Genomic DNA, 14356 nt, shown 5'->3' with positions numbered 1-14356 from the left:
CGTTTAATTACGAATTAATTCAAGGTACTGGACAAACATCTGAATTAACGAGACGTTGCAAACCTGTGCCTGTGGGGTCATAACCTGTCAGCATCACCTCACCATTTTTATCGAATATCCATCCTTGAGCAGGCACAATTGATTTAGCAACTGAAGACTTCCCTTTCTCCTCTGCCCCCTGGCCACTGAGCGTAGACGTTCGCGTTAGCGTCTCCGTTCGCGTAGCGTCCCGTAGGGAAGGAGAAGTGATGCGCCTCTGCTCCCCTGCTCCCCCACTTCTCCCAGGTGCAGGTTCTACTAAATCAACTCGCACAGCATCGCTGCTAGTTGCTTCATTGGGGCTAGGTGGTAAGCCACCGCGTCCAGTGATGATAAATTTACTGCCTACACCGCGTTGACAGGGATTTTGGGCAATTTGCTCGGTGGGGTCAACAACATTCTTGGGTAATTCAACTAACCCATGACTGGGATCAACATTTGGGGTGTTAAGTGTCACGGTGCCTGTTATGCCAAATTCTGAACTTGCAGTAATATCACTACGCTGGGTTTGATAGTTACGGGGTTTAATGCCGAAGATACCCTTAGCTGTAATCTCGACTCTACCCCCTCTGCCTGTAAAAGCATCAGCGGTGATATCACTATTTTCTGAGGATAGGGCAGCAATGAAATCAGAGTCAATTTTGATGTTGCCTCCATCTCCACCAGCTTGATCAGTACCGGCATTGGTAGATATATTACTGTTTCGGCGTAATAGTAATAGGTCTCCGATTGTCAGGAAAATATCGCCACCCTGATTGCTGGCTGTGTTCGCCGAGATAAAGGCATTATTATCCAGCGTAAGATTACCTGAATTGATCTCAATGTTCCCGCCTTTTCCTTTTCCCTGACTATTTACCCCAATACCTGCGCGATCACGAATCACTAATGTTCTGGGATCAATGGATATTGTGCCAGCGTCTCCTACAGAGTCAGGACTCGTGTTAGCAAATATCCCGCTTGCAGATCCCTGATTATTTACTATGTCTCTAGGTAATTCGTTAAGTGAACTATTTTTTATAGTCTGTTCAACCCGTGTTAATCGTTCATTAAAGTTAGGGTCAATACCAGAAAGAGTAATACCGTCAGAAATCTTTAAAGAGATGTCGCCAGCACGCCCACTACCACGCGTAGTGGTGAGGAGTTGTCCACCACCAGTAGCTGTCAAGGTCTTGGCATTTATAGTTATTTTTCCTCCATTACCAGTATTGGACGTTAAGGTATTTACTACTGCACCATTTGTCAAAAGAAAGTTACCAGTGGTAATCTTTATATCTCCTGAAGCTTTGATATCTATTGCAGTTGTTCCTCTTTCGGCACTGGCAAATAATCCACTGGAATATCCTGCCGTTAGCAAAATTTTAGAAGGATTCAAGGAATCAGCAAAAGGATATTGAGTAGAACTAACACCAGAAATATTGACAAAATCGGTAGCGTTAATATTTATATTTCCAGCTTTTCCTCTTCCAGCAGAAGAACCCGATCCTTGACGCATAACAGCAGCCAGTATCTGAGAACCATCTGTTAAGGTAAGCGATCGCGCTTGAATATCTATATCACCCCCAACTCCTATACCTCCTGGTTCTACATTGCTTCTAATGTTGCTAAGGTCGGCGAGTTGGATGAAGTCATCAACTTTCACTGATACTTTTCCTGCATTTCCTTGACCAGAAGTAGCATTAGAAATAACGCTACAACAATCATTCATTGATAGCGATCCGGCTTGAATAGTTATATTGCCGCCGTTACCTATTGCTCCTAAATATACTTGGCTTGAAATTCCTGAGTAGAACTGTTGTTTACTTCCATCAAGCATTTGAGTAGTATATCCAGAAAAATTGATAGTGCCTTGGACATTAATATTCACATCTCCAGCACGACTTGGTTGCCCCGAAGTATCCTGTTGTCCAGCAGTACTGCTATCTATTCTCGCCCCATCCTTTACAGTGAGCGACCCAGCTTGAATGTTGATATCTCCACCTTTACCAATCGCTCCTTGACCCAAAATGCTGTTAATGCTACTGGGATATCGATTTATATCGTTACTTGTACCAGAAATTGTCAGCGCATCATCAACCTGCAATGAAATTATGCCAGCACGGCTCAGTTGTCCAGTGGTATCTTGTTTTCCATAGGTGCTAGAACTCAGTGTCGCTCCATCCCTCATGTTCATTGACCGAGCCATGATATAGATGTCACCACTGTTGCCTATGACTCCTGTATTTACAGCACTGAAAACTGCACTGGGCTTTTTATCTTTGCCGACACCAGCAATTGTGACAGCATCACGGACATCAATATTCACCTTGCCAGCGTTTCCACGTCTTGGTGGTTGGTTATTTTCGGTTTCACGAACTAAGGTTTGAATTTGGGAGCCATTGAGCAAAGAAAGTGACCCTGCTTTAATCTGAACGTCACCACCCTGTCCTACTCCTCCATATTCCACATTGTTGAAGATATAGCTGCTATTTTCTAGACTCAGTGCATCACCAATCTCCAATAAGACTCTGCCAGCACGGCTCGGTTGTCCAGTTGTATCCTGTTTTGCCCCAGTACTGGAACTCAGTTCCGCTCCATCCCTCATGCTCATTGACCGAGCCATGATAGTAATATCACCAGCATTGCCCTGAGCTTGTGACCCGACCTCGCTGGAGATAGCAGTGCCAATACCTGCTAGAGAAATGGAATCCTTGGCTTGCACAGATATTTTTCCCGCATCTCCGGTTCCAGAGTTACTGGAACTCAGTAGACCGCCTTCAGTAAGAGACAGTGAACCCGCCATGATATGGATGTCACCACTGTTGCCTATGACTCCTGTATTTACATTACTGAAAACTGCACTGGGCTTTTTATCTTTGCCGACACCAGCAATTGTGACAGCATCACGGACATCAATATTCACCTTGCCAGCGTTTCCACGTCTTGGTGGTTGGTTATTTTCGGTTTCACGAACTAAGGTTTGAATTTGGGAGCCATTGAGCAAAGAAAGTGACCCTGCTTTAATCTGAACGTCACCACCCTGTCCTACTCCTCCATATTCCACATTGTTGAAGATATAGCTGCTATTTTCTAGACTCAGTGCATCACCAATCTCCAATAAGACTCTGCCAGCACGGCTCGGTTGTCCAGTTGTATCCTGTTTTCCATAGGTGCTGGAACTTAGGCTTGCTCTATCCCTCATGTTCATTGAGCTAGCCTTAATCTTAATATCACCAGCACTACCAATCGCATTAGGATTGACATTATTTTCTACTTGACTACCCTGTATAGTTAATATTCCAAAGGCATTGAGCGTAACATCTCCCGCTTTGTTCTCAACAGATCCAATATCTGATGCTCGGTTGCCACAAGTTGAGGTTGCTCCAATCCCTGCACAGATAGCACTCTTACCTAAAATATCTAAATTTTGAGCATAGATGTTAACACTACCTCCCCCTCCAGCAGTCACATCTACTTGAGCGCCATTGGTTAGTGATACATTTCCTCGCGCTACACCATCGGGAAAACTCAAACTACCATCACTATTCAATCCAACTGTTCCCGCACCAGCTAAACTTCCTAAAGTAATTTGTCCCCCTGCTGCTGTTAATCTTCCTCTATCTAAACTAATGTCCCCACCTACAAGAGATAAAGTTTTCCCTGACGCTACCTGAAGCTCTACATTATCGGCATCGGCTACAAATCGATTGGTGATACTTGCTGGATTATCCCGAAACTGCAAGCCAATGGGGATATTAACCGTCAGTATGGGTGGTGCTTGTGGGTTGGTGGAGCTAAACTCAAACCCATTGTCAAATACTAGACTGTTGGCTGTACTTGCCAAAAATGAACCGCCCATCAACAAACGAGCATTTGGCCCAAATACAATACCGTTGGGATTGATTAAGAATAGATTGGCATTACCCCCAACACCTAGTAGACCGAATATGTTTGAAGGATTTTTCCCTGTAACCCGACTAAGAATATTTTCAATTCCAGTCGGATTGTAAAAAGCAGATCCTCTTCCTTCACCAACATTAAATTCTCGAAAACTGTGGAAGAGGTTTTTTCCGCGAGTTGCTCCGCCATAAATTAGGTCAACAGGAATACCAACATCAACCGTGTTGACAATTGATTTTTCAGCACCGAGAGTATTATCAGGAATAATTTGCCCGTTGGCGGTGTCGATAGAAGCAAGATACCCGAATGTGGCTAGGGGTAAGGTGATGAGAAAAAGCGATCGCCTCAGTCCTTGCATACTCTCCAACCTCTGGACTATTTGTGGGGAAGGCAATGGTAAATTTCAACTATTTCACACAAGGCTAATTAATGCTGAGATTGAAAGTTGAGTTGTCTAGTAAAAACATCGAATCAGCCAGAAATTCACTGCCAATGAGAATGAATTTTTCCCACAACTCAAGTCACAAGAGTGAAAACTTACGCATCGTACATCTGTACAGTAAGTAATATCTATATCTCCTCCATCATTCTTTAGTCTCATCCCACTTCTGTTTCTTTTGATAGAGATTAATCTCCAAATCTTGTTTTTCTTTACCTTAATAACGTCTCTTAACAAAGTTTTTTGTGATTAAAATAACTTGATTAAAACGACTTAACATTAATAGAAAAAGACAGTCCATTTTCTTGTAATGAATTGTTACTTCCATCAACACCAATTAATGGTAATCCCCAGTCAAGGCGCATATTTAACCAGTCTGACATTTGCCACTGCAACCCTAAACCCGTTGACAACAGAGTATTAGAATTTAGTTCAGAGTTTGCAGAACTATTCCAGCCAATGCCAAAATCCACAAAGGGAACGAGGTGTAAAATTCCCTTAACTTCCGGTACTCGTAAAATCGGCAATTGCACTTCAGATGATAAAAAAGCGCCGTTGTCATTGAGTAGCAAATCTTGCCGATAACCCCGGACACTCCCCCAGCCGCCGATAGTAAATTGCTCTAAAGGTACGAGTGGGCGTGTCGTCAATTGTAAATCTGAGCGCACCACCAGCAATGTCTCTGGAGCCAAAAGTCGCACGTACTGTCCTTGTCCCCGCCAGTAGAAAAACCGACTATCTGGAGGCTCACTATTAATTGTGGAGTTAAACGCACCTATCCCTAGATTGAATTGTGAACGGAGAGCAAATACTTCTGTCGAATTGCGACTCGTCCATTCTTGAAAGAATCGCAATGCAGAAATGCGAGTTCTACCATTATCATCAGCACCAGGGGAAATGGGAAAGTTTAATCCCAACAAAGATGTCTTACTTTCTTGCTGGGAGAAAGTCAAACCTAATGCAAATTCTTGTCTGGGTGTTTGCAATAAAGGCTGACGTAGGGTTAGTTCCAAAGATTGTGAATCACCTAAAATATCTAGACGGTCAAAAGGTGGTTGAATTATCTGAGTGGTGGTTGCGCCATATCCTACTTGCAGCGTACCATTCCGGGGATTAATGGGGATAGTGTAATTAATATCGTAAGAATTACTACCATCACTATTGCTGTAAGTTGCCCTAAGTTTATCCCCCAAGCCGAGGAGATTCCCTTCACTCAATCGCAACCCCCGGCGAATGCTACCTACACTAGGTGAGCGACTATTATCAACAAAAAATTCTTCTGCAAAAGAGTCTGCTTCTTGAACTTTCACTTTCAAGAGGCTTAACTCTGGAGTTGTCCCCGCCGATAATTCCGCAGAAATATTTTTAATCAAAGGGTCGAGTTGTAATAATTGTATGGCTTGCAGCAAGCGATCGCGATTTAATGGTCTACGGGTGGCGATCGCTAACCGACTTTTGATATACCCTGGATTTAACCGATTTGTGCCTGTTACTTGAATTTCTTCTAAACCACCTTCTACAATTTGAACTTTGACAACAGCTTGGTCTTTGGGAAACTTCTGTCCGGCTGGAATCACTGCACCAGAATTGATATAACCAGCATCGGTATACAATTTGGTAATAATTGCCTCTACTTGTACTAGTTCTGTAAAAGTAATAGGTTTGCCGATAAATTCCTCAGTTTCTTTCGCCAATTTTTCATTACTAAAGGCAGTATTGTCGAGAAATTCAAACTTCTTAATTACTATCGTCTGGGGAATTGCGGGGATTTGTGGCGGTATCGGCGGACTAGGGGTTGGTGTTTGCAGTAAATCTTCGTTTTCAGGTGGTGGAGTTGGCTTTGTCGGCGGTTCAGGAATTGTCGGCCTAACTGGGGAGGGAATTTGAGTTAATACAAAATTTGGTTTTTCTTCTACTTGCCAATTTACAGAAGAACTAGCAACAGATTTAGTAGTGCTGGCGATCGCTATGGCAACTGTACCAAGAACCCATATCCTGTGCCAAGATGTCAGAAATTTTTGCCTAATCTGATTTTTCATCACGGAAAAAAGCTAAAGATATTCAGCTAGGTTCTTTGACTGAATCATAGTCAGGTAAACATTATTAGGCGCATCAAAAATATATCGTTTAGACTTCTAATTTCCGTAAATTTTGACCATCATTTCATCTATCTGTTAGTAGATGAAAATTTATTAAAACTTATTGATGTTAAAATCGTAAAACTTAATGACTTTAGTCATATACGAATGAAAAATTATTAGTGACTTTAGTCATAGAAGAAAACAGTCCGTTTTAGCTGATAATAAAATGCAAACTTGAAATTTTCTGCTTATATAGTCACTATAGCGATGGTATAAGATTAGGCAATTTAAAGTCCGAGCATCTAGGTGTTGGGACTTAGATAACTAGCTTGGTAGCCTTTTTGGACAACGGACACAGTTATGAAACTTGATACATCAAACCCTGTAGATTCATCATCTCTACCTTTAGAACAGAAACAGCGAAAAAAGTATAATTGGTTACTGTGGCTGCTATTGCTCGGTCTGTTGGGTGGAATTGGCTATGGAGTTTATTATCGAGTGGCGGTAGTGCCACGCCAAGAAGCTAGGCAAAAGATATTGACACAATCGGTAGAAAGACGAAATTTAGCGATCGCAGTTTCGGCTAATGGTACAGTCAAGCCAGAACGCTCCATTAACCTTAGTCCCAAAAATTCAGGTGTACTCAAAACTCTGCTGGCTAAAGAAGGTGATACGGTCAAAAAAGGTCAAATTCTCGCTTATATGGATGATTCCAACCTGCGGGGTAGTTTAGTGCAAGCCCAAGGACAGTTAGCCCAAGCCGAAGCAAATCTGCAAAAAGCCCAAGCCGGGAATCGTCCCCAAGATATCGCCCAAGCCCAAGCCCAACTCGACGAAGCCGAAGCAAATCTGCAAAAAGTCGAAGCCGGGAACCGTCCCCAAGATATCGCCCAAGCCCAAGCAAGGTTAAGAAGCACCCAAGCCAGCTTAGTCCAAGCCGAAGATGATTTACGACGCAATCAACAGCTATACAACTCCGGGGCTATTTCTCTGCAAACAGTTATTCAAAAACGGTCAGTCCGTGATAGCGCCCAAGCCCAAGTGAATGAAGCACAACAAGCATTAGCCTTACAACAAGCTGGTTCACGTTCAGAAGATATTCAACAAGCTAGAGCGACTGTGAAACAGCGAGAAGAAGCTTTAGCTTTATTAAAAGCCGGAAACCGCCCAGAAGATATTGAAGTCGCCCGCGCCCAAGTCATTTCCGCCCGTGGTTCACTACAAAACATCCAAGCCCAAATCAACGACACAATTATCCGCGCCCCCTTTGATGGGGTGGTAACGCAAAAATTCGCTGATCCTGGTGCTTTTGTGACTCCCACCACTTCCGGGAGTGCTGTTTCTTCCGCCACTTCTTCATCGATTTTGGCTTTAGCTTCCGTGAATGAAGTTGTTGCTAATTTATCAGAATCAAACATTGCCAAAATCAGCCTTGGTCAACCAGTAACAATTAAAGCTGATGCTTACCCAGGAAAAGTTTTTGAGGGAAAAGTCAGTCAAATTGCGGCGCAAGCAACCGTCGAACAGAACGTGACTAGTTTTCAGGTGAAAGCATCTCTTTCTGACCCAGAAAACCTACTGCGGTCGGGGATGAATGTTGATGTAGAATTTCAAGTTGGTGAGCTAGAAAATGCTTTAGTCGTTCCCACAGCCTCAGTTGTGCGCCGAGAAAGAGCTACAGGCGTGTATGTTTTAGGAGCGAATGAGCAACCTGTATTCACCCGCATTGAAACTGGCGTGACTGTGAATAACTTTACAGAGGTGAAATCTGGATTAACAGGTGATGAAAAAGTCTTGCTGAGTTTCCCGCCCGGTTCAAGACCGCAGTCAACGCCACGGGGAGGTGTATTTCCTGGTGTTGGTGGTGGTGGTGGTCGTTCTTCTGGTGGTGGTGGGCGTTCTGGTCAGTAATGTTGAGAGACAAGGGGGACAAGGGGGACAAGGGAGAGATATTTGTGAATTATTGAGCTACATAAATCAGTGCATATCTTACACCTAGCCCCGACGAATGGAATTCGCGGCTATAAAAACGAAGTCCGCCTTCGCGGACTATTCGTGGACTAATGTAAGTGGAAAATGTGAATTAAGACTTTTAATTTAAAATCCAAAATCCAAAATTTAAAATTGGTTGGTATGCTTCAGAGTTTATCTAAAATTCCCAAAATTCAAAAAAGACCTAGTAAGTCTACAGTGCCGTTGACTGAAATCATATCAATGGCTGTAGAAACGCTGTGGAGTAATAAATTACGCACAGGACTGACGATGCTAGGGGTGGTTATTGGTATTGCATCTGTGATTGCGATTACTTCTGTGGGTCAAGGAGTGCAGAAAAGTGTTGAAAACCAAATCCAAGCACTAGGGACAGATGTATTGCAAGTTTTAGCGGGTGCAGCCAGGAGTGGAAATATCCGTCAAGGTTTGGGTTCTACCAGTACCTTAACTTGGGAAGATGCCAAAGCGATCGCTCAACAAGCCCCATCAGCCGATTTGGTTTCGGCATATCTGCAAAGAAATGCTCAAGTAGTATATGGTGGCGAAAATACTTCTACCACAATCTACGGTACAGACTTAAATTATCCCGACGCACGCAATACTCATCCGCAAGAGGGGCGATTTTTCACCCAAGAAGAACTTGATTCTAGTAAGCAAGTGGCGGTGATTGGCCCGACAGTCAAAAGGACTTTATTTGGCAATAGTACTCAAGTCATTGGTGAACAAATTCGCATTCAAGGAGAAACTTATGAAGTAATTGGCATTATGGAACCGAAAGGCGCTCAAGGGCCGATGGATAGAGATGACCAAATTTTTATTCCCTTAACTAGTATGTCGGGGAGATTAGTAGGAAATAATGCTTTAACTGGTGTTTCAGTTAATGGAATTTTAATTAAATCTAGTAATCAAGATAAGTTAGAAGCGGCGCAATTTCAAGTTACTAATATTTTGCGTTTGCGTCACGAAATTTATCCCCCCCAACCAGATGATTTTCGGATTACGAATCAAGCTGATATTGTTAGTACGTTTACTAATGTTGTCGGTTTATTTACAATTATGGTAGTAGCGATCGCCGGAATTTCTCTGGTGGTTGGTGGCATTGGAATTGCCAATATTATGCTAGTTTCTGTAGTAGAAAGAACAAGAGAAATTGGCATTCGCAAAGCGGTGGGGGCAACTAATTCAGCGATTCTCAATCAATTTTTAGCCGAGGCGATCGTGATTTCGATTGTTGGTGGTGGTATTGGGATGGGCAGTGGTATTTTAATTGCTTTTGGCGCATCAAGTATTTTTAAATTTCCCTTTGTAATTTCTGTGGCATCAGTAGTTGTAGGTTTTGGACTTTCGTTATTTGTTGGTTTAGTTGCTGGTGTGATTCCAGCTCGTAATGCTGCGAAATTAGACCCGATTACAGCTTTACGAAGTGATTAATTTGAAAAATAAAAACTTCTCCTTCATCTTCCTTGTCTCTTCTATTCAAAATATTAAGATAATTTACCAAATAACTCTCTAAAACTCTTATAACTTCGTGACCTTTGCGTCCTTTGCGGTTCGTTTTTTCATACTTTCAATTTTATGCCTTACGCAAAGACGCAGAGGCGCAAAGAAATATAAAAATTTCCTTGTCTATTAGTCATAATATGATTGATGCAAGAAGCCTAATATCTTTACTCACTACTCAGCACTTAAAAATATGACCACAATGATTTGGATGGAATCTATCACAAAAACATACCAACTCGGAGAAATGAGTGTTCCGATTCTCAAAGGTATTCACCTATCAATTGAAGAGGGGGAATATGTCGCAATTATGGGTGCATCAGGTTCCGGTAAATCTACACTCATGAACATTTTGGGCTGTTTAGATAGACCTACTAATGGTAACTATATTTTTGAAGGCAGAAACTTAACTACCTTTGATGATGATGAATTAGCTTATATCCGCAATCAAAGGATAGGTTTTGTGTTTCAACAATTTAATTTATTAGCAAGAGCCACAGCACTAGAAAATGTGATGTTACCGATGGTTTATGCTAATTTACCCAAACACAAACGCCGGGAAAGAGCCTTAGCAGCTTTAACCAGAGTAGGATTAGCTGAACGCATTCTCAACCGTCCGAGTCAACTTTCTGGAGGACAACAACAACGAGTTGCGATCGCGCGTGCTTTAGTTAATCGACCAGCACTGGTTTTAGCAGATGAACCAACAGGTGCGTTAGATACAGAAACTTCTTATGAAGTGATGAATTTGCTCACAGAATTAAATGAGCAAGGTATCACAATTGTGATTGTGACTCATGAACCAGATATTGCAGCGCAAACGAAAAGAACTATTCGCGTCCAAGATGGTTTAATTGTTGGTTGAGTTGAGCAATTACAAAATAATTAACCGCAGATAAACGCGGATGCACGCGGATATCATTCTCTCAGGTGATAGTCAGACAAAATTACGTAATTTAAACTTTATTAACCACTCTCCACTCCCTACTCTCTATGTTATCTTCTGTGCATTCTACCTGCTTTTTTGTAGCGATCGCGTTGTTAATTTCTGCTGTGCCGCAGACTGTTGATGCTCAAACTCCAACACAGACAACACCACAAATTCCAACCACAAACTTAAATCCTAGTGCCAATCCTCTACAATTTCCCACTAAACCAGAAGAGGTACAGATTCAAAAAACTGTGCCACTGAGTTTGACACAAGCTTTAGAATTAGCCAGACGCAATAATCGAACTTTACAAGTCACAATTTTAGAGTTAGAACGCAGTCGTGCAGCACTCCGAGAATCTCAAGCGAGTTTGTTTCCTAGTCTTGATATCAACGGGAGTGTGACTAACAGTGGAAATGGCTTTAGTAGCAATTCTTCTCAACCAAGTACTTCGTTTAACGGTACAGCACAACTAAGTTATGACCTCTACACATCCGGTAATCGTCAAGCAATTATTAAACAAGCCGAAGAACAGTTACGCATAGATGAGTTAGATGTTGAAAACCAATCTAGAGAAATTGAACTAAATGTCAAAACTCAATATTACAATTTGCAGCAAGCTGATGAACAAGTCAGAATTAATCAATCTGCGGTAGCCAATGCTCAAGCCAGTTTACGAGATGCTCAAGCCAGAGAAAGAGCAGGTGTTGGCACAAGATTTGATGTACTACAAGCTCAGGTAAACTTGGCTAATGCTCAACAAGACTTAACTAATTCCCTATCAGACCAGCAAATTGCCCGCCGTCAGTTTGGGACATTGCTCAGTTTACCCCAGTCAGTAGATATCACCGCAGCAGATACAGTCGCACTGGCAGGACTTTGGCAACCAACCTTAGAACAAACTATTGTTGAAGCTTTTCAAAATCGCCCAGAATTGCGCCAACAAATAGCCCAAAGAAATATCTCCGAACAACAACGACGACAAGCACTAGCACAAGTCAGACCGCAAGTAAGTTTAGTCACAAGTTATAACTTACTCGATCGCTTTAATGATACTGCCAGCGTCACTGATGGTTATTCTATTGGACTGCAAGCCAGTATGAATTTATTTGATGGCGGCGCAGCCAGAGCTAGGGCGGCGCAGGCTAAAACTAATATAGCGATCGCCGAAACTCAATTTGCCAATCAGCGTGACCAAATTCGCTTTAATGTTGAACAATACTACGCTCAACTACGCTCTAATTTAGATAATGTGCAGACTTCTGCTGTAGGTTTAGAACAAGCCAGAGAAGCACTCAACATCGCCAGAATTAGATATCAAGCTGGTGTTGGTACGCAAACAGAAGTCATCGAAGCAGAAAATGACTTAACCAGAGCCGAAGGTAATCGAGTCACCGCAATTTTAAATTACAATCGGGCTTTAGCTAATCTCCAACGGACTGTGAGTGCAAGAACCTTGCCTTAGTGGTGTGGCAAGACTAAAGTAGTGCATAAATTAAACTCTCGTGGGATGGGCTTCTAGCCTGTCTGCTGCGGGTAAGCTCCTCATATCAAGCAAAATGTTGGAAAAAGCCATCAAACTAGATTACCGTCAACCGAATGCAGCAGATTCGCTTCTGCCCCAACCTTCGGTGTTATCAAGTGCAGGTTGGCGGAATTTACATCTGGAGGTTTTTCAACAACCTAAATTTGAAATTGCTGAACATCAACACACAGCCCATGTGATTGCTTATGCACCCACTTCTACCAATTTACCTTTATGCTCTACAGGAGAACGGTGGTTAGACGGAAGACTTTACCATGAAACACGCAAACAGGGAGATTGTGCAATCATTCCTGCCCAAATTCCCCACCGTTGTAACTGGAATACCTCAGTTGAATTTATGGTTTTGGCAATTGAGCCTATTCTACTCAAGCAAATTGGTCAAGATTTAGTAGCACCAGATCACATCGAACTTATCCCTCAGTGTATGAGTCAGTCTGATGTCTTAATTCAAGGCATTTTTACCACCTTAAAGCAGGAAGTAGAATTAAGTCAATTTGGTGGTGATTTGCTGATTGATAGTCTGCAAACAACATTAGCAATTCATCTATTACGCAACTACTGTGTTACCAAGCCTAAGCTCTCTACTTATTCGCAAGGTTTATCTCAATCAGCCTTACGACAAGTAACACACTATATTCATGAGCATCTTCATCAGGATTTGAAACTCATTGAATTAAGTACCATCATCCAACTCAGCCCTTATTATTTTCTGAGGCTTTTTAAGCAATCTATGGGTATTACACCCCACCAATACATTCTGCAATGTCGTCTTGAACAAGCCAAGTATCTATTACAAAACAGCGCAATGAGTATTGCAGAGATTGCAGTCCAAACGGGTTTTTCTGACCAGAGCCATTTGACGAGGTGTTTCAAACGCAGATTTGGTGTCACACCCAAACAACTATTGCAAGATTAACCACAAGATTCTACTAAAATCTCGCAACTTTTTTCTATAAGTTTGAATGGCTGAATTCTTAAGCTGTCAGTAGATTCTAGTGAAAAAAGAAGATGAGAATTACAAAAACTGAAGTGCTAATTTCTATGCCAGCTGGGCAAATGCCTGCTGTGTTAATCACACCAACTCAACCCGGAAATAAACCCGCTATTTTGCTGTTGATGGAGGCGTTTGGAGTCACCCCACACATTCAAGATGTCGCTGTCCGAATTGCCAATCAAGGGTATGAAGTATTAGTACCAGATTTATACTACCGTGAGTTACCTAATAACAAATTTGGTTATGACCAGGTAGAGCAGGCGATGGCTATGATGGGACGGTTAGATTTTGGCCAGGCAATGGAAAATGACATTCTAGCTGCATTGATGTATTTGAAGTCTCTCCCAAATGTTGATGCAAATCGAATTGGAGTCACTGGATTTTGTTTGGGAGGTGGATTGACTTTTTTTACCGCTTGCAAGTTGTCAAAGCAAATTACAGCAGCAGCTCCTTTTTACGGTATGGTTTTAGATGAATGGATTGAGGCAGTGCAAGATATTACTATACCTGTCTATTTATTTTTTGGTGGTCGAGATTCTTTTATTTCAAGCGATCGCATCCAGCAAATCAACACTCGATTTCAAGAATTGGGCAAAGACTACATCTTAAAGGTTTATCCCTACGCAGGGCATGGTTTCTTCTGTGACGAACGCTCAGATTATAATCAACCCGCAGCCGAAGATGCTTGGTATGAATTAATGAAATTCTTTGACCAATATCTACACCCAAACAGATGATAAGCTGTTAAGCATCTAAGAAAGCACATTGAGGCCGCAGGGGAGCAGGGTGCAGGGGGCATGGGAGAGGTTTTGTTCCCATAAACATGGTGCAATTTAAATGATGATTAGCTTATCTTAAATATCAACTGAGCAGTATTAAATACAAAATCATCTTCCTTGAGAGAGATTGTGATGCAGAAAAATTAGGCTTGAATAGGAATAACCGTATATGTATATGGCT

8 protein-coding genes are annotated in these 14356 nt (G+C 42.1%); 6 read left to right on the top strand and 2 right to left on the bottom strand.

Annotated features, from left to right (window positions below):
* Window positions 1-19: 19 nt before the first annotated feature.
* Together H6G74_RS01190 and H6G74_RS01185 are read right to left on the bottom strand one after the other, a co-directional pair.
* Window positions 20-4273, bottom strand: a complete 4254-nt coding sequence (locus H6G74_RS01190; RefSeq protein WP_190965915.1) for a two-partner secretion domain-containing protein — start codon at window positions 4271-4273, stop codon at window positions 20-22.
* 344 nt (window positions 4274-4617) lie between these two features.
* Window positions 4618-6393, bottom strand: coding sequence for a ShlB/FhaC/HecB family hemolysin secretion/activation protein (locus tag H6G74_RS01185; protein ID WP_190965914.1), 1776 nt, complete (start codon window positions 6391-6393; stop codon window positions 4618-4620).
* A gap of 402 nt (window positions 6394-6795) precedes the next feature.
* Between H6G74_RS01185 and H6G74_RS01180 the strand changes: the two genes are divergently transcribed.
* The 6 genes from H6G74_RS01180 (at window position 6796) to H6G74_RS01155 (ending at window position 14133) form a co-directional block, all read left to right on the top strand.
* Complete coding sequence (locus tag H6G74_RS01180) at window positions 6796-8346, top strand: efflux RND transporter periplasmic adaptor subunit (protein WP_190965913.1); 1551 nt, start codon at window positions 6796-6798, stop codon at window positions 8344-8346.
* 222 nt (window positions 8347-8568) lie between these two features.
* Entirely contained in the window at window positions 8569-9858 is a 1290-nt protein-coding gene (locus H6G74_RS01175) for an ABC transporter permease (RefSeq protein WP_190965912.1), read from the top strand.
* Window positions 9859-10120: 262 nt separating this feature from the next.
* On the top strand, window positions 10121-10792 hold the full coding sequence (locus tag H6G74_RS01170; protein WP_277927122.1) for an ABC transporter ATP-binding protein: 672 nt from the start codon (window positions 10121-10123) through the stop codon (window positions 10790-10792).
* A gap of 128 nt (window positions 10793-10920) precedes the next feature.
* The gene (locus H6G74_RS01165) at window positions 10921-12321 is read left to right on the top strand and encodes a TolC family protein (RefSeq protein ID WP_190965911.1); all 1401 of its coding nucleotides are present in this window, start codon (window positions 10921-10923) and stop codon (window positions 12319-12321) included.
* Window positions 12322-12361: 40 nt separating this feature from the next.
* A complete protein-coding gene (locus tag H6G74_RS01160; RefSeq protein WP_313888446.1) occupies window positions 12362-13318 on the top strand; it encodes an AraC family transcriptional regulator in 957 nt (318 codons plus the stop codon).
* 92 nt (window positions 13319-13410) lie between these two features.
* A complete protein-coding gene (locus H6G74_RS01155) occupies window positions 13411-14133 on the top strand; it encodes a dienelactone hydrolase family protein (protein WP_190965910.1) in 723 nt (240 codons plus the stop codon).
* Window positions 14134-14356: the final 223 nt, after the last annotated feature.

The sequence above is a fragment of the Nostoc spongiaeforme FACHB-130 genome (assembly GCF_014698475.1).
Classification (GTDB): domain Bacteria; phylum Cyanobacteriota; class Cyanobacteriia; order Cyanobacteriales; family Nostocaceae; genus Nostoc_B; species Nostoc_B spongiaeforme.
This window is presented reverse-complemented; position numbering and strand designations above follow the sequence as displayed.